Origin of the sequence: Gottfriedia luciferensis (assembly GCF_002156865.1) — a bacterium.
GTDB classification, from domain to species: domain Bacteria; phylum Bacillota; class Bacilli; order Bacillales; family Bacillaceae_G; genus Gottfriedia; species Gottfriedia luciferensis.
In genome coordinates this window covers 17,410-36,586 of record NZ_NCTA01000002.1, presented here as the reverse complement: position 1 = coordinate 36,586, position 19,177 = coordinate 17,410, and the positions used below count along the sequence as shown (strand labels likewise).

12 protein-coding genes are annotated in these 19,177 nt (G+C 32.3%); all 12 read left to right on the top strand.

The window, feature by feature from the left end; genetic code table 11:
- The first annotated feature begins 94 nt into the window (after nucleotides 1-94).
- The 12 genes from B7R67_RS02470 (at nucleotide 95) to B7R67_RS02415 (ending at nucleotide 19,096) form a co-directional block, all read left to right on the top strand.
- Nucleotides 95-1,345, top strand: a complete 1,251-nt coding sequence (locus B7R67_RS02470) for a helix-turn-helix domain-containing protein (protein WP_088067222.1) — start codon at nucleotides 95-97, stop codon at nucleotides 1,343-1,345.
- 335 nt (nucleotides 1,346-1,680) lie between these two features.
- A complete protein-coding gene (locus B7R67_RS22725; RefSeq protein WP_088067220.1) occupies nucleotides 1,681-5,841 on the top strand; it encodes a S8 family serine peptidase in 4,161 nt (1,386 codons plus the stop codon).
- Between the two features lie 507 nt (nucleotides 5,842-6,348).
- Nucleotides 6,349-10,524: a S8 family serine peptidase gene (locus tag B7R67_RS02460; RefSeq protein WP_088067218.1), complete on the top strand. Its 4,176-nt coding sequence runs from the start codon at nucleotides 6,349-6,351 to the stop codon at nucleotides 10,522-10,524.
- A 496-nt stretch (nucleotides 10,525-11,020) separates the two neighbouring features.
- Nucleotides 11,021-12,091, top strand: coding sequence for a GerAB/ArcD/ProY family transporter (locus B7R67_RS02455; protein WP_088067216.1), 1,071 nt, complete (start codon nucleotides 11,021-11,023; stop codon nucleotides 12,089-12,091).
- On the top strand, nucleotides 12,088-13,554 hold the full coding sequence (locus B7R67_RS02450; RefSeq protein WP_088067215.1) for a spore germination protein: 1,467 nt from the start codon (nucleotides 12,088-12,090) through the stop codon (nucleotides 13,552-13,554). The genes B7R67_RS02455 and B7R67_RS02450 overlap by 4 nt, the downstream gene beginning before the upstream one ends.
- Nucleotides 13,555-13,562: 8 nt before the next feature.
- The gene (locus tag B7R67_RS02445; RefSeq protein WP_088067214.1) at nucleotides 13,563-14,678 is read left to right on the top strand and encodes a Ger(x)C family spore germination protein; all 1,116 of its coding nucleotides are present in this window, start codon (nucleotides 13,563-13,565) and stop codon (nucleotides 14,676-14,678) included.
- Between the two features lie 129 nt (nucleotides 14,679-14,807).
- Nucleotides 14,808-15,368 (top strand): bifunctional adenosylcobinamide kinase/adenosylcobinamide-phosphate guanylyltransferase, encoded by a 561-nt coding sequence (gene cobU, locus B7R67_RS02440; protein ID WP_208615621.1) that lies wholly within the window; start codon nucleotides 14,808-14,810, stop codon nucleotides 15,366-15,368.
- Between the two features lie 10 nt (nucleotides 15,369-15,378).
- Nucleotides 15,379-16,119: an adenosylcobinamide-GDP ribazoletransferase gene (gene cobS / locus B7R67_RS02435; RefSeq protein WP_088067212.1), complete on the top strand. Its 741-nt coding sequence runs from the start codon at nucleotides 15,379-15,381 to the stop codon at nucleotides 16,117-16,119.
- Entirely contained in the window at nucleotides 16,116-16,715 is a 600-nt protein-coding gene (locus tag B7R67_RS02430; RefSeq protein ID WP_088067211.1) for a histidine phosphatase family protein, read from the top strand. Before cobS ends, B7R67_RS02430 begins: the two co-directional genes overlap by 4 nt.
- 14 nt (nucleotides 16,716-16,729) lie before the next feature.
- On the top strand, nucleotides 16,730-17,227 hold the full coding sequence (locus tag B7R67_RS02425) for an ECF transporter S component (protein ID WP_088067209.1): 498 nt from the start codon (nucleotides 16,730-16,732) through the stop codon (nucleotides 17,225-17,227).
- Nucleotides 17,208-17,978: a hypothetical protein gene (locus tag B7R67_RS02420; RefSeq protein WP_088067207.1), complete on the top strand. Its 771-nt coding sequence runs from the start codon at nucleotides 17,208-17,210 to the stop codon at nucleotides 17,976-17,978. Before B7R67_RS02425 ends, B7R67_RS02420 begins: the two co-directional genes overlap by 20 nt.
- 29 nt (nucleotides 17,979-18,007) lie before the next feature.
- Nucleotides 18,008-19,096 (top strand): DNA alkylation repair protein, encoded by a 1,089-nt coding sequence (locus B7R67_RS02415; protein WP_088067205.1) that lies wholly within the window; start codon nucleotides 18,008-18,010, stop codon nucleotides 19,094-19,096.
- Nucleotides 19,097-19,177: the final 81 nt, after the last annotated feature.

Genomic DNA, 19,177 nt, shown 5'->3' with positions numbered 1-19,177 from the left:
TAGGTAAATCGCATTAATTAGTAAATTCATAAAAGGATATTAAAATTTAGTAAAGAATAAATAGATAAGTAGATAGAGATAGAGGAGGGTACATATGATTGAGGGGGAAATCATTAAGTTTTATCGTGAAAAAATGGGGCTAACTCAAGCGATGCTTGGAGAAGGGATATGTACGACTACTCATGTAAGCAAAATCGAAAGAGGGAAAACAGCATATTCAGCTGATATCATAGCTATGTTTTCGGATCGTTTAGGAATCAATATTCATCATGAAGTCCAATCTTTTTTTAATTTAGAGAAAAATTTACATCTATGGCATGATGCATTAATTATGAAAAAGGAAGCTCAAATTGAAGAAATAAAAGCTGAACTAGAACAAATGCCCTTTATTGAATATTCACAATACGCAGCCCACTATTATTTACTGAGAGCCAGATATTATTTCAACCATTCAAATTTAGAGATGGTTAACCAAACACTCACATATGTAAAAAAAGAATTTCATAACTTATCTAGCTATGAGAAAAATTTATTCTATCATCTTCAAGGCATGTTTTATATCTCTAATTACGCAAGTCTTAGTAACGAAGATCACCAAAAGGCAATTAAAGTATTAAAAAAGATAAATATCGATGAGTATAGGAATGAAGAGTATTATCATCATCTTGCGCTTGCCTATCATTTTGGAAGTTCGAAAATATTAGCATATAAATATGCAGAAATGGCACTTAAATTTTTTCAAAGAACAAATAATTATTTATTCGCAATTAGTTCTGAAACACTTATGTTATTACAATATGGTAGTGAATTAGAAATAAATTTTAGTGAAGTAGTAGAGCGATATAAAGATTTAATTCATAATTGTGATGTACTAGGTGATCGTGAACGGAAAGCTATTTTATTAAATAATCTTGGGGTTAAATATTTTAAACGTCAAGAATATGAAACTGCATTATATTATTTTGAAGAAAGTATTAACGTAACAGAAAATAAAAAGTCTGTAGCTTATTTGCGACGTTTATGTAACTATTTAGAAACATGTACTGAAGGAGCACTTATTGAAAAAGAAATACTTTTAAATATATTAAAAAGAGCTGCATCATTAGCGAAAGCGTTAAAAAGTCCGGTACATAGCACGCTAATAAAATTATTTAAATTGAAGGCTGAGGGAAATTTGAATAAGTACTATCAATTTTTAGCTGAAGAGGCTCTTCCGTTTTTTTATTCTACTAATAATAAGTTTTACATCGAACAGTTCGGAAAAAAGCTATATAAGTATTTTGTAGAAGTAAAAGAATATCAAAAAGCTGCCGAATTGTATGAGAAAATTGAAGATAAAATATAAACGTTTAAAAAGTAAAAACATAGACTCGTTAAGAGTCTATGTTTTTTTTGTTATTTCTAAATTAATAACGTTAATAAAAATACTGATTATCTACTAAAGTTGGTTTATTTTCAATAAAAACGATGTAGATATTTGTCGGTTTTCTTACAATGTGAAATAAGCATTGATAAATTAAGGTTTTTATAACCCAATTGATTAAAAAAAGAAAATTCCTAATAATGTAATTAATACATATAAATGACTAGTTCATTTTATTTTTAAGTTTACTTGAGAAGTTTGTCTAAAAAAGGTTATTTTTAGTAATTATTTATTGAAAAGAAACTGGAGGAAGAAAAATGGGGAAAAAGAGAGAGAAAAGTAAAGTTTTAAAAAGTTTTACTGTTTTAGCTTTAACATCTGGCTTTATTTTAGGATCACTTGGACAAGCATCAAATGTATCAAAAGCAGCAAGTCCGAGTAAAGCAGAAGATATTCTAGCAAATTTAACTTCGGAGCAAAGGGCTGCTTTAAATCAGCTTTCAACAAATGAAAATACTGGACAAGAAATTTCCTCTGATATTAATTTGGAGTCTTCAGAACAAACAAGTGTCATTGTTGAATTTGCTAATAAACCTGTTAAAGTCGCTCAAATTGAAGCGAGTGTGGAAGATAAATCATTAACAGAAACAGAGGCACAAAAATTAATTGATCAAGACCATGAAACTTTTTCAGAGGATGTTAGCCAATTATTAACGGATGGTAATAGTAAAAAAGTAGATTATAAAATTAATCGTTCATATAAACATGCATTCAATGGAGTGTTAATGACATTACCAGCAAATCAAATTAAAAACTTATTAAAATCAAAAGCTGTTACAAAAGTTTGGAGTAACCAAACATTTACAATTGATCCTCCAAAAGAGGACGATCAACTAAAGGCTGATGAAGCAAATGTTGCAAACTATACGCCATATGATGCTTTAGATCGTTTACATGCTGAAGGATTTACAGGTAAAGGAATTAAAGTAGGAATCTTAGATACTGGGATGGATTATAATCACCCAGACTTAAAGGATGCATTTAAAGGTGGGTATGATTTCGTTGACAATGATAATGATCCAATGGAAACGACTTACGCAGATTGGAAAAAATCAGGTAAACCTGAGATTAGTGGAACATCAACCTATTACACTGAGCATGGTACGCATGTTGCCGGAATCATTGGTGGTCGTGGTGTAGCAAATAGTGAATATAAAACTGTTGGTGCAGCACCTGATGCAGACCTATATTCTTACCGAGTATTAGGAGCATATGGCTCTGGAACTGAGGGAGACATAATTGCTGGAATCGACCGTGCAGTACAAGACGGTATGGATGTTATTAATATGTCATTAGGTGCTTCATTGAATGATCCACTTTATGCAACGTCCCTTGCAGTAAACAACGCAGTATTAAGTGGAGTAACAACAGTTGTAGCAGCAGGAAATAGTGGGGATCAAATGTATACGCTTGGTTCACCTGGAGCAGCAGCTTTAGCTTTAACTGTAGGTGCCTCATCAATTGCTTTAGATGTCTATCAATATACCGGCGTAAATAATGGGGAAAACTACTCAGTAAGACAATTAGCGCAAAATTATTCTGACGATATGACATCTTTAAAAGGAAAAACATATCAGTTAGTTGATGTTGGACTAGGAAATCCTGCAGACTTTAATGGTAAGGATGTAAATGGAAAAATTGCTTTTATTAAACGTGGAACGATTGCATTAATTGATAAAATCAAAAATGCAAAAGCTAAAGGCGCTGTTGGCGTATTAATGTATAATGATGAAACAAATAAAGCTGAAGGTGCAATTCAAGCATTCCTTGGCGAATCTGTAGATGCTATTCCTGCATTCTCAGTTTCGAATGATGAAGGTTTAGCAATTTCGGCTGCAATAAAAGCAGGTGCGTCAGATTTTACATTCGGCGACTTTAAGAAACTACAAACTGCATCAGATGAATTAGCGGGGTTTAGTTCAAGAGGTCCATCTCGTATAAATTATGATATTAAACCGGAAGTAACTGCTCCAGGTGTAGCGATTCTTTCAACTGTACCATTTTATGTAAATAATAAATCAGCTGATGGAACAAAACCTGAAGATTATAAATATGCATATGCGCGTTTATCAGGAACATCAATGGCAACTCCTTATGTAGCGGGTGTGTCAGCGTTATTACTTCAATCAAATAAGGATTTACAACCAGAAGATATCAAATCAATTTTAATGAATACTGCTGATCCATTATCGAAAAATTATAGCGTATTTGAAGAAGGTAGTGGACGAGTAGATGCATATGAAGCAATCCATTCAAATGTAGAAATAGAAGTAGTTGATCAAACGCCAATGATTATTAAAGGCAAACAAAAATCAATAAAAGAATTAACAGGTGGTATTAGTTTCGGTTCATATGGATTCGATGATCAGGATATTACAGACTCCCGTAATATTACTTTAAAGAATCGTAGTGAAAAGGCGAAAACGTTTAATGTTGACGTGAAATTCCAAAGTGGATTAAGAGGCTCTAAAGACGCGGCTCAAAATAATGTAACATTAACAGGCCCTACATCTGTAAAATTAAATGGAATTAGCCAAAACACAGTTAAGTTTAACTTAAATATTCCAAAAACAGCAGAAAAAGGAACATACGAAGGCTATATCACATTTACAAACACAGCGGATCCAACTGAAAATTACCAAATTCCATTTGGTGGTCGTGTTGTAAGTGAAGGTATTGATTACTTAAAAATCGACACTCCTATGTTTAGTACTGATACAAGTTGGCCAACAAATGCTTTCCCGTTTTTATCATTTGATTTATCATTGAAGTCCCATATGAAAACATTGGATGTATTACTACAAGATGCTACAACAGGTGAAGATCTTGGACTAATTGGCTCTTTTACACCAATTGTAATGAATGAAAATCAGGATTACTACGTTGGAAGAGGATTTAGTTCAGTTTATTATCCATTTACTGGTGATGCTAAAAATCCGATTAGTAATGATCCGGTTGTAGCAAAAGCTGGTCACTATAAATTAAAAGTAGTAGGTACAAATGATAAGGATAAAACATTTACGAAGACTGCTGATTTTATTTACGATGTAGCAGCACCAAAAATGACTTCAAGTTTTGATACATTAGATCAAAAAGTAATTGAATACAAAGATAATCAGTTTGATTCAAATGGACAATTCTTATATGACTTTAATATTAATCTAAATGATCCTGAAACAGCGGTAGCAAGTAGTTTAGGTTTGCCAATTGATCAATCAACAAATGCAGTCGTATCATTTTACGATAGTCCATTCTCGACTAAACCAATTAAAACAGATAAGAATGGAAACTATACTGACAAGATTTTAGTTAAGAAGCGCTCTACACCGTTACAAGTTTCATTTTATGGTATGGATGCAGCAAGGAACTTTACTGGAAATGCTACAAATATGTTAAGAGTTGTATTTGTGGATCAAAATTTCCCTTATTACTACCTAAAAGCAAATAAGCAGGTAGTCACAACAGGTGATACTGTAAATTACAGTGTTCGTTCAAACAATATTAAAAACTTAAAAACTACTAAAATAAATTTTAAAGTAGATCCAAATCTTGCAACAATTCAAAATGTAGTTGTAAATGATGCGGTAAAACAATACGGTGATGCACAAGTTTCTATGACTTCAGCACCTTCTGGAATTAGTCAACTTTATACATTAACATTTACTTATACAGGTACGAAGACTTTACCAGAAGACTTACAACTATTTAATTTTGATATGAAAACAGCAGAGAAATATACAAAAGCAGTACCACATGATTGGTATACAATGACTGCTTCTACACTTGATCAATCAAATGTAGTAACGAACAATGTCTATACTTACATGGAATCTTATAACATTAAGAATACCTATTCAAAGGTAGATGGGGCATTAAGATTAGAAGGGACAATTGATCCAGTTACAGGTCAGCAAAATTATAAGCTTGATCAAAGTGCAATTGGTGCAAAAGTTACAGTTACTTCTTATGATGGAAAAACAACTGTTCAAGCTCCAATCTACAATAATGGTGGACAATATACTGCTGAAGGATTGAAGGCTGATCAAAAACCTTATAATTTAGTAGTTGATGTACCTGGCCATTTTACAATGAATAAACAAATACTATTATCAGATGAAGTTCGTGGTGAGACTTTAGGAAAGAGATATAATTTGAATTTACTAACCGCTGCAGCTGGAGACGTGAATAAAGATAATGTTATCGACATTTTAGATGCGGTAGCTGTACAAACTTATTGGGGTACTAATAAAGCTTCAGCAGACTTTAACTTTGACAAAGTAGTGGATAAAAAGGATATGGACTTCATTGTGAAAAACTTTGGTTTACAAAATCCTACAGTTGATAACGCACCAAAAGCAAAAACTACTTATAAAGGTATGACGTTAGATAGTATTTTAAAAGAATTAGGATTAGAATAAATTTGATTTTTTTAATTAATTGAGGAATCCATCTTATGTGGATTCCTCAGACTGTTGGCAAACGCTCGCTTTCTTCGTTACTTCGCCTGTCTGCGGTGCTCATTACCGTTAATGGTAACTCCGCTCCTCGCCAGGCTTCGCGCCTCGAAAGACAAGCGTTTTCAATCAGTCTGATAATCAGATAAATAGGACTTTGTATACACTGTGGAATCCAACTTATTTGGATTCCTTTTTTCTATAAAATTGGGTTATTTACTCTTTAAATTAATGATGAAATTAGGGGAATCCCGTCGATAAATGATGTAAATTAAATAAAACATTGATAAATCAATAAAAAAATAACCCAATTGACCAAGTTTTTGAAAATACAGATAATTTAATAAGGAAGGAAATTAAATGTATGAGTTAAAATATATGACGAAGAAAATAGAATTCTATTTAGATTAATCATATATTACATGCTTTTTTAGTTTACCTTTAGATAGAAAGAAGCCAGGAGGAAGTTAAATGGGGAAGAGATTAAAGAGAAGTAAGTTGGCAAACGGCTTTACAGTTTTAGCTCTAACATCGAGTGTTGTTGTTGCACCGATTGCTCATGTGACGAATGTTTCAAAAGCGGCAGGGAAAACGAATACGGAAACTATACTTGCTAATTTAACATCCGAACAGCGGGCTGCTTTAAAACAGATTTCGACGAACGAAGCAAGAGGATTACATATTTCTTCTGAGGTCGATCAAAAAACTACAAAACAAACATCTGTTATTGTTGAGTTTTCGAATAAGCCTGCAAAAGTTGCGACGATAGAAGCTCAGTCTGAAGGCAAATCGTTAACTGAAGCGGATGCAGCTAAGTTAGTAGATCAAGATCATGCAACTTTTAGCAATGATGTAGGACAAGTTCTAAAAGATGAAAATAATAAAAAGGTAGATTTTAAAATTAAGCGCTCATATAAGAATGCCTTTAATGGTGTATCTATGAGTCTACCAGCAAATCAAATAAAAAATCTATTAAAATCAAAAGCTGTTAAAACAGTTTGGAGTAATGAAAAATTTTCAATTGATCCTCCAAAAGACTCTGATAAGAATAGCAATTTAAAAGCTGACGAGTCGAAAGTAGCGAACTACACTCCATACGATGGATTAGATAAACTACACGCTGAAGGCTTTACGGGCAAAGGAATAAAAATAGGTATTCTTGATACAGGGATCGATTACCATCACCCAGATTTAAAAGATGCTTTCAAAGGTGGATATGACTTTGTAGATAATGACAACGATCCAATGGAAACTACTTATGCAGATTGGGTAAAAGCTGGTAAACCAGGATATGAAAATGGTTCAGATTATTATACTGAACATGGTACTCATGTTGCTGGTATTATCGGTGGGCGAGGGAAATCAAATAGTGAATATAAGCAGTTGGGCGTAGCTCCGGAAGCCGACCTATATTCTTACCGTGTTCTTGGACCTGGTGGGATGGGCGAAAGTGATAATATCATTGCTGCAATTGATAAAGCTGTAAAAGACGGCATGAATGTCATCAATATGTCATTAGGTGCATCGCTAAATGACCCACTTTATGCAACTTCGGTAGCCGTAAATAATGCTGTACTTAGTGGTGTAACAACGGTTGTAGCTGCAGGGAATGATGGTGACAATATGTACACATTAGGTTCACCTGGGGCAGCCGCGTTAGCATTAACTGTAGGAGCATCATCTGTTGCAATTGATCTTTATCAATTCAGTGGAACGCAAAATGGCAGTAACTATACTTTAAGACAATTAGCTCAAAACTACTCAGATGATATACCAGCATTAAAAGGTTCAACAAATGAATTAGTGGATGTTGGTTTAGGATATCCAGAGGATTATACAGGAAAAGATCTTAAAGGAAAAATAGCCTATATTCAACGCGGCGAGTTTGCGTTAATCGATAAAATTAAAAATGCCAAAGCAGCTGGTGCAGTAGGCGTTTTAATGGCTAACAATGTAGCTAACAAAAATGAAGGGGCGATTCAAGCGTTTTTAGGAGAGTCAGTTGACGCTATTCCTTCATTCTCAGTGTCATATGATGAAGGGTTAAAAATTACAGAAGCTATTAAAGCAGGTAAAAATGATGTGTCATTCGGTGATTATTCAAAAGTACAAACTGCATCAGATGAATTAGCGGGATTTAGTTCAAGAGGTCCATCTCGTATGAACTATGATATCAAACCAGAAGTAACTGCTCCAGGTGTGTCCATTCTTTCAACTGTACCATTTTATGTCAATAATAGTACGGCAGATGGATCAAAACCTGAAGATTATAAATATGCCTACGAACGCTTATCAGGAACATCAATGGCAACTCCATATGTAGCGGGTGTTTCTGCATTATTACTTCAATCGAATCAAGACTTACAGCCTGAAGATATTAAATCAATTTTAATGAATACTGCTGATCCATTATCAAAAGCTTACAGTGTATTTGAAGTTGGAAGTGGACGAGTAGATGCGTATGAAGCGATCCATTCAAATGTAGAACTTGAAGTAGTTGATAAAACACCAACAATTGTAAATGGAAAACAAAAAACAATCAAAGAATTAACTGGCGGAATGAGCTTTGGTTCATTTGGATTTGATAATAAAAATATTTCAGAGTCTCGAAACGTAACATTAAAAAATAGAAGCGAAAAAGAAAAAACATTTAGTGTAGCTGTAAAATATCAAACTGGGTTAAGAGGTTCAAAAGATGCGGCAACAAATAACGTAACTCTATCAGGGCCTACATCCGTTAAGCTAAATGGAAATAGTTCAAAATCATTCAAATTTGATTTGAATATACCAAAAAAAGCTGAAAAAGGAACATATGAAGGATATGTCACATTTACGAATAATGCAGATCCAACCGAACAATATCAAATTCCTTTTGGTGTTCGAGTAGTTGATGAAGGAATCGATACTTTTGGTTTATATAATCCAATCTTCACCACTAAAATTACGAATCCGACATATGCATATCCTTTCATGGATGGATATTTATCTATAAAATCTTTTATGAAAACATTAGATGTGGTTATCCAAGATCCAACGACTGGTGAAGACATAGGGTATGTGGGATCATTTAATACTCAATACTTAGATGAAAACTATCTTTATTCAATAGGAAGACTAGTTGGTGCAATTTACTATCCGTTTACAGATGATCCAAAAAATCCAATTAGTAATGATTACAAAGTCTTAAGACCGGGGCATTACAAATTAAAGCTTGTTGGCACAAGCGAAAGTGGAAAAACATTCTCAAAATCAACTGATTTCATGTTAGAGTTTGGTACTCCAAAAATAACTTCTAGTTTTGATACATTAGATCAAAAAGTAATTGAATACAATGATAGTCAACTAGATTCTAATGGAGAATTCTTATATGACTTTAAACTTCATGTAAATGATCCAGAAATTGATGAGGCTGCAAAATATGGAATTCAAGCAGATCAATCACAAAATACGATTGTGACAAGATGGGGAGAATGGGGATTCCCTTCATCACCAATAAATGTCGATAAAAATGGAGACTTTTCTGATCAGATTTTAGTTGATAGTAGTATGCCTGAATTACCAGTTACATTTTATGGATTGGATGCTGCTTTAAATGCATCGTCACAAATTAAAGTTGTATTTTTAAAAAATACGACACCTTACTATTATTTAAAAGCTAATAAACATACTGCTACAACAGGTGATACGATAAATTATTCTGTTCGTTCGAACAATATTAAAAACTTAAAAACGTCGATTGTGACAATGAATGTCTTTAATCAACAAGCATCGATTGAAAATGTAAAAGTGAATGATGCAGTAACACAATATGGTGATGCTAAAGTAACCGTTTCAACTGCACCAACAGCTTGGGATGATACTACTCAATATTCATTTACATTTAATTATTTAGGAAGTAAAAACCTACCAGAGGATCTACAATTGTTTGATTTCGATGTTAAAACATTAGATAAGGCATACACTGCAGGAACAGCGATTCAAACTTACAATGTGAATACAGCTACAATTGACCAATCAAATGTTAGAACAGAAGATGTATATAACTATACTGAGAATTATGATTTAACAGCGAAAGTTTCAAATTTAGAAGGTTCACTTCAATTAGAAGGAGAAATTGATCCAACAACTGGTGAACCGAATTGGTCACTAGATAAGAGTAAGATTGGAGCTAAAGTCACATTGAAATCATATGACGGGAAAACCGTCCTTAATGCACCAATCACATCAACTGATGGTCAATATTCTTTTGATGGAGTTAAGGTAGATTCAAAACCATATACGATTACAGTAGATGTTCCAGGACATTTTACGATGAGTAAATCAGTCGACTTTTTATCTGATAATATACGTGGAGTATTAACTGGAAGATATATGAGAGATCTACTACCGATTGCTCCTGCAGGAGATGAAAACAAAGATAACGTAATCGACATTCTAGATGCATTAGCTGTACAAACATATTGGGGTACAAGTAAAGCTTCTGCTGACTTTAATTTTGATAAAGTAGTAGACGCAAAAGATATGGATTTTGTCATTAAGAATTATGGATTACAAAATTCAACCGTACCAAATCCTCCTAAAGCTAAGAACACATACAAGGGTGCTACTTTAGACAGCATCTTAGCTCAATTAGGCTTGAAGAAATAATGTTAGGATAAATAAATTTTAAAGAAAACTTCTCTCATTTGTATTTGGGAGAAGTTTTTTTGTGCATTGGCTCTGTTAAAACTAGTATTTTATATTCGTTGATTTATCTCAAAAGTAGTGAGAAATAGAAATGAAGTGTAGCGCCAAATATAGTCTGAACTGCAAATAAATTCCGAAAATCGTAATAAAAAATGGCAAAACTGCAAATAAAATTAGTAAAATTACAATTAAAATCTAAAGAAATGCAAATAAAGGAAAAAATTTCCCATACCAGTTAGATTATAAAACTTAGAAAGTGCACAATCTATATTCTTTCAAATCAGAAATAGCTCTTTTTAAATAATTTAATAGAGCAAAATTATTTCATATCTTTTACTTTCTCCTTGATCCTGCCTTCCCTTCATCCTGCCCTAAATAATTATATTGGAAAATTTATACATAAAGAATTTCTCTACGGGTTAACTTAAAGAATAAAGGTTTTGTAGGGAGATTTTTTATGAATAAAAAGATGATTCAATCAGTTCATATATATGTCCTACTCATAATGTCAACTGGGTTTATGCTGCATGTTTTTATCGTTCCAAGTGTATTGACATCTTCACTACGCGATTCATGGGTAACAGTAATTGCTAGCGTGATCCCATTTATGATTTGGATTTCTTTAGTTAGCTATTTATATAAAAAGTTTAAAAATGAAGACATTTTATCTGTCATGTTTAAAGTATTTTATAAACCAATTTCTTATTTGCTTTCAACTATTTTTGTCATTTACTTTTTAATGTCTGCGTATGTAACTTTACGTTTTACACTTATTTGGGCAAATACAAACTACACACAGGATATTCCTATGTTCGTTGTTATACTTTTAATTTCCGTTATTTGTTTTTACGCTGCATATAATGGAATTCGTTCGATTAGTGCAATCGCATTTATGATCTTACCAATTGTTACATTTTTTGGTTTCATTGTTGGAATAGGCAATGGAAAGAATAAAAATTATGGTCTATTATTTCCTATTTTTGAAAATGGATATCATGATTTTTTTTATGGATTTATCTATACTTGCTCAGGCTTTTTCGAAATTGTTTTTATCTTATTTTTAAACTCTTATTTGAACGATAAAGTAAAAGCTAAATGGTTAGTCGTAGTTAGCTTTATTTTATTATTGCTAATTTTAGGTCCACTTACAGGAGCTATTACGGAATTTGGAACGAATGAAGCAGAAAAAATGAGAAATCCAGTTTATGAACAATGGAAGTTACTAACTTTAGGCGTTAATATTACGAGATTGGATTTTTTATCTATTTTTCAATGGCTGTCGGGAGCTTTTATTCGGATTAGTTTAAATTTATTTCTTGCAAACTATATTATTAATTATAGTGGTCGCAAAAAATGGAGTTTACCAATGTTTTCATTCATTTTATTGGTGGGGGCAATGATTCCGTGGAATGCAACGTCATTTTATAATTTTTTACAAAACTACTTTTTTCCAATCAATTTAATTTTTTTACTATGCATGATGCTCATACTATTAATTATGTCAAAATTAAAAGGTGATTCAGCATGAAAAAGGAAACCACTACGATAGACAATACAGATCTATTAGAGTTTCTTGAATCTTTTAATCATTCATCAGATATTGCTTTTAGAACGAAAAAGTTTAAAGATGGTGAAAAGTTACATGTTGTCGTCATAATGTTTTGTCCAAATTTGATCGATAATCAATATAGTAATCAAATTATCACCGACATTTTTAATGTCATACGTGAAGAAGAAAAGTTTAATTTCGAGTTATTAAGTAATTTGGTCGAAGCTAAAAAGTTAAGATCAACAAAAAATTTAAAAATGGAAGTTGAAGAAAATCTATTTTCTGGAGAGCTTGTCTTATTTAATTCCTATTTAAATGAAATATTCTTTATTCCTGTAGCAAATCCACCAAAACGTAATCCTGAAGAATCAAATTTGGAAAATTCAATTCGGGGACCAAGAGATGGATTTGTTGAAAATATTTCCGATAATATGGCTTTAATTCGTCAAAGACTTAAAACATCGACTTTAAAAAGTATTGAGTTTCAGATCGGTATACGGAGTAGGACAAAGGTATTGCTAGTTTATATTGATGATATTATTAATCCAAAAATTTTATCAGAAGTAAAACACCGTCTAAGTTTGATCAAAAAAGACATCGTAGTTAGTAGTTATGAAATTGAGGAGGCGTTATATGACCAACCGTTCTCCATTTTTCCACTTCTTGATAATATAGGTAGACCTGATTTCGTTGTTCAATCTTTAAATCAGGGGAGGTTTGCGGTAATTGTTGATGGGAATCCGACTTGTTTAATCGGTCCAACAAATTTAAATCAGCTTGTCTATTCGCCTGAGGATATCCATTCAAGTTTTTATTTTGTGAATGTGGTCCGTTATCTTAGAATACTTGCGGTGTTAACAACAATATTATTACCTGGATTCTATATTGCAATGGTAACGTATCATATGGATCAATTACCGTATCAATTTCTTGCTACGATTGCTGTATCTAGAAATGGATTGCCTTTTTCAGCACCACTTGAGGCTTGTTTAATGCTAGTATTTTTTGAATTGTTTAAAGAAGCGGGAATCCGATTACCAAAAGCAGTAGGGCAGACAGTTGCAGTATTAGGTGGACTATTTATAGGTGATGCTGCAATACGTGCAGGACTAACATCTCCTGCAATGCTTGTAATCGTAGCATTAACTGTTATTTCAGGCTATACATTAATTAATCAAAATATTGCTGGGAATATCGTAATCCTGCGTTTTTTTGTATTGTTATTATCATCAATATTAGGATTAATTGGCTTTTTTACAGGTTTTTTTCTAATTACTACGATGCTTGTTTCACTAGAAAGCATCGGCCAACCATATATCACTTTATTTTCGGTACCTAGTATCTCAGACTTTTTTAGTGTACTCATTAAAATTCCGCAAGAATATAAGAAAAAAAGAAATCAATCACTCCATCCAGTCGATGTAGACCGTAGGAAGGAGTGATGAATTGAGTGAAAAAATTACTACTCTTCCTATTGATGGTCCCTCAATTATTGATCTTAACAGGATGCTGGGGCGATCGAACGATAATCGATCAGACATTGATTACAGGTTTTGGTATTGATTTTAAAGATAATCAGTATATTGTAACTGTACAAGCACTTAACTTTACGAATATAGCAAAGCAAGAAAGCGGAGCACCACAAGTCGCAGCTCCGCCATTAATAGGTCAAGCGACAGGAAAAACGATTCTCGCAGCGTTTACTAAAATCGAAGAACGGTCTCCCATTCCGTTATACTATGGTCATGTTAGTGCTGTTGTTTTAAGTAAATCAATCATTAAAAGTAAGATGAAAGAAATTAGTTCATTTATTAGTGGGCGCCCTTTATTAAGATATACATTGTGGATTTATGGCACAGATAGGGATATAAAAGATATCTTTATGAGCCAAAGTTTTTTTAATTTGCCATTTTTGTATACAGTTGTAAATACTCCGGATGAAAGAAGTAGAGGCAGTTTAATTTTACTTAGCTTGAAGTTTCATCAATTCATTTCCAGGTATACTCAACCAGTTGGAACAATTTTACTTCCATCACTAGATATTGACGATAAGGGTTTTAAAGAAGAAAAAGAAGACAAAGTGGCTTATATAAATGGTGCATACGTCATTTCTCAGAAAAAGTTTAAAGGACAAGTGTCATTAAAAGATGTAAATCCACTAAATTTTATGAAGCAAGAAAATTATAATAGGCCACTTTACCTCGAAAAAGATAAAGTTAACTTAGAGATAAGAAGTTCGAAAGGTTCAGTTAAAGTGGTAAAGGGTGGCAAGAAGCCAAAATACATCATCAAAATAAAAACAGAAGTAGCAGTTGCACAAAATGAGAATCATTTAAGTAACAAAAAAATAAGCTCAGATGCTAGTAAAAAAATAAAAAAAGAAGTTTTAAAAACAATCAAACAAGGTGAAGAGCTTCATGCAGATCTCCTCAATCTATCAGAAAAGGCTTATCGATTTTATCGAAAAGATTGGAATATAAAAGCACTAAACGAAGTAAACAGTGATTCAATAAAAGATATTCAAGTAAATGTACATGTATTAGGAAGTAAAACTTATAAAAGATGAATAGTGAGCATGAAAAGAAGGCCAAATTTCTTACTAAACCTTCTTTTTTATGCTCATTTTATTTAAAAATGAATTATGATAGAAGTGAACTGAATAAAAAGGAGAAATTAACGCAAAGAGGTGATCGGGTTGATTCTTATAATAGGGGGAGCTCGCAGCGGCAAGAGTTCTTACGCAGAAAGACGGATAAAGGAATTGCAAACAAATTCTAGTGATGTAGTTTATATTGCTACAGCTATTCCAACAGATGGAGATATGAATGATCGAATAAAACGACATCAAGAAGATCGTCCATCTGAGTGGCATACGATCGAACAATATAAACAATTTGAATCACTTAAAAGAAATGAGAATTTTTCACATGCAAAATATGTGATAGTAGATTGTATGACGATAATGATGACGAATCTAATGTTTGATCATTACACAGATTTTGACACAATAACAAATGAGCAAGTAGATCAACTAGAAAAAGTGATAGAAAATGAAGTTTACGAATTAATAGATACTTGTAAACAATGCGATAAAAAATTAGTAATTGTATCAAATGAAGTAGGTTATGGATTAGTTCCTTCATATAGACTAGGAAGAATCTTCCGAGATCTAGCTGGACGCATGAATCAAAAAATAGCTTCACAAGCAGAAGAGGTTATACTTGTTACAGCTGGTATACCCTTAAGAATAAAATAGGAGTAAGTAAATGAACCGATTTAAAATGATCCTAGGTTTCTTCTCAACGATTCCAGTTAAGAACTATGAATTTATAGAATCTGATTTAGGAAAAGGAATTAGAATGGTACCACTAGTAGGGGTATTGTTTGGAATTTTACTAGTGTGTATGAATAGTATCTTATCCTTTGTATTAGGCAAAGATACAAATGCATTTCTTACAATAGTATTTTATCTTTTCTTAACAGGCGGATTGCATTTTGATGGGGTAGCTGATACGTCTGATGGGATATTTAGCCATCGTTCAAAAGAAAGAATTCTAGAAATTATGAAAGATAGTCGCATTGGTGCATTTGGTGTCATTTCATTAATTATTCTATTTTTAGGCGATTGGTTATTTTTATCAAAAAGCTCATTATTTTTGATTTTTTTATTTCCAATTATAGGAAGATGCATTGCTTTATTCACGTGTAGGTTGAGCACTTATGCTAGAAATGAGGGATTTGGTAGTCAGTTTATGATTGAGGCTAAGAAACCTAGTTCCTTATTTGTATTAATTAGTTTTATTTTATTAATATTTCTAGGTAGTATCTTTTTAAATGAATTAGCAGTAATTTTTGCAATTTGTTTAACATTCTTGTTGATCGCCTTCGTAACGAAAAGAATTAATCAAAAACTTGATGGGATTACAGGAGATGTGATTGGTTTTACAATTGAAATATCTCAGTTATGCTTTTTAATATTTGCGACGATTGGTGAGAGATTACTATGAGAATATTTTTAATAAGACATACAGAAAGCATCGGTAATAAACAACAAGTTTATGCAGGAATGACAGATTATGAGTTAACAGAAAATGGTTTAAATCAAATGAAAAATGTGGTTGCTCAATTTTCCAAAATAATTGATCGTACTTCGAGCTATCATTTATATTCAAGTCCACTTAGTCGCTGTACTTTACTAAGTGATGAAATTGAAGCGATAATTGAGAAATCTAAAATGATCGATAACCGATTAAGGGAAACGAATTTTGGTTTATTCGAAGGAAAATCGTATGTTGAACTAGTAAATGAATTTCCAGAAATCATTGATGCATGGAATGAGGATTTGATACATTATCAAATTCCAAATGGAGAAAGTTTATTTCAGTGTTCGGAGCGGGTTAACGAATTTTGTAATGAAATAATTTTAAAAAATGAAGATTCGATTATCGTTTCACATGGAGGAATTATAAAACTATTACTCTTAAGTATACTTGGTTTGGATTTAGATCATTTTTGGAAGGTTTATACGGGTAATGGCTGCATTATCGAAATTGAATATAATAATGGTTTTGGATTTTTAAGAAACATCATTCAACTAAATTAAGAGGATGGAGAAACTTGAACACAAAAAGAATTGTTTTACTTTCATTATTCATCGCACTAAGTGCAGTATTAGCTAATGTAAAAATTTTCTCTACAATTGCATTTGATTCATTGCCGGCATTTCTTGCTGCTATGATTTTATCGCCAATCGCAGGTGGTATTGTTGGAGCGTTAGGGCATCTACTTACAGCTATTACGTCGGGTTTTCCGCTTTCAGTACCAGTGCATTTATTTATCGCAATTCAAATGCTTGTTATTGTTTGGATGTTTGGCGTATTATTTGAAAAATTGAACCAATACATAGCAATGGCAATCGCTATTATCTTAAATGGCCCAGTTGCTACGTTATTAAGTGGGATATTAATTGCCTTATTAAATCACTCATTTACAATTAAGACAGTTAGTAGTTTTTTTCTATTAATGGTTCTCCCATTAACTTTAGTTTCAGCAGCAAATATTGTTTTAGCATTTATAATTCAAAAGGTGATGAAACGTGCACGTATTAAACTATAGAGATTTGACATTAATGCAAATAGATTCAACACGATATTTTACAATCGTTTGTGATAGTTGCGGTGGAATAGGTATGAGCGAGCATGATTTAGTAAAAGTTGATGAGGAAATCGTCGGTTATTTAACCGCAAAAGTGTGTCTTGTGGAAACATTAGCATTTCGGTCAAAGCCTACCGTTTTAATTAATACTTTATGTGTTGAAATGGAAGGTAGAGGAAAGAAAATTATAAGTGGGATCGAAAAAGCGATAAAAGAATATAATGAGGCTCAATTTTTCAGTGAGAAATTGGAAATTAGTATTACAGGAAGTACAGAAGAGAATATTCCAACAAAACAAACAGGCTTAGGAATCACCTTAATGGGAGAAATTCACAACCCATTTTATAAAAAAGAAGTAACACCAGATGATTTTGTTATATTAGTAGGTTTTCCAAAAGTAGGACAAGAAGTATTGGAAGATTTAAATGAACATAAAAACGAAATTATAAATTTTAATTCATTAAAGCATTTAACTAATTGTGATGAGGTTTCTGATATTTTACCGATTGGTTCAAAAGGTGTAGCGTATGAATTGACTCAATTGATGGAAACACATAATAAAGAAATAAAGTTCATTAATCAATCTAGTATCCAATTACATAAATCAGCAGGGCCAGCGACATGTGCCCTAGCAATTATTAAAAAGGATTCCATTGAACAATTAAAGAGTCAAATCACACAACCGATCACTTTAATAGGTGAGATAATTTAATTTAAGAATAAAAGTATTGGAGAATTAAGATGGCAGAGGCTTTAAAAAATATCTATAATCATGATTTAATTCTAAAGATTGCAAATGAGATAAGTAAGGTTTATTCAGATTTTAATCGCGATACTTTTATAGAAAAAATCTTTGATGAAAAATGGGAAGAAAAAACACTTAAAGAAAGAATGAGACATATTACAATTTCTTTAGGTGAAACTTTACCAAATCATTTTGAAGAAGCAATCGAAATTTTAACGAAAATCAAGGGTCAGTTTCCTGAAAATAGTTTAAGTAGTATCTTTTTTCCAGATTTTGTTGAGGTTTATGGATTAGAAAGTTGGGAAAGGTCGATGGAGGCTTTGGAGTTATTTACCCAGCACTCGACTTCAGAATTTGCTGTTAGACCTTTTATTGTGCTAGATCAAGAGCGAATGATGGCACAAATGTTGAAATGGTCTACAAGTTCAAATGAACATGTCAGAAGACTCGCTAGCGAAGGATGTCGTCCGAAATTGCCTTGGGGTATGGTCCTTAAAAATCTTAAAATAGACCCTACACCGATTCTTCCGATTTTAGAAAACTTAAAGGAAGATGAGTCACTATATGTACGTAAAAGTGTAGCAAATAATTTAAATGATATTTCAAAAGATCATCCAAATTTAGTTTTAGAGCTTGCTAAAGAATGGTATGGAAAAAATCCACATACTAATTGGATTATAAAACACGCTTGCAGAACATTATTGAAAAAAGGCAATAAAGAAGCTTTAACGATTTTCGGATTCCAATCAACAGAAGCAATCACTATTGCTAATTTTCAATTGTATACAGATCAAATTAAGATAGGGGAAGATTTGAACTTTTCCTTTGAGATTCTTAGTAGCGCACCATCTCCTACAAAAATTCGAATTGAATTTGTCATTGATTATGTAAAATCTAAAGGCAATCGTTCAAAGAAAATATTCAAAATATCCGAAAATACAATTGAAAAAAACAAAACATTAACCTACAACAAAGTGCACTCATTCAAGGATCTTTCAACTAGAAAACACTACCCAGGTCAACATAGCATCAGCTTATTCATTAACGGATTGGAAAGTGGAACGAAAGATTTCTTTTTAGAATAAAAGTAAGTCTGAAAATCAGATAAATAGGACTTAGTCTACAAACTGAGAGATTCCAAAAAAATATCGGAATCTCTTTTACTT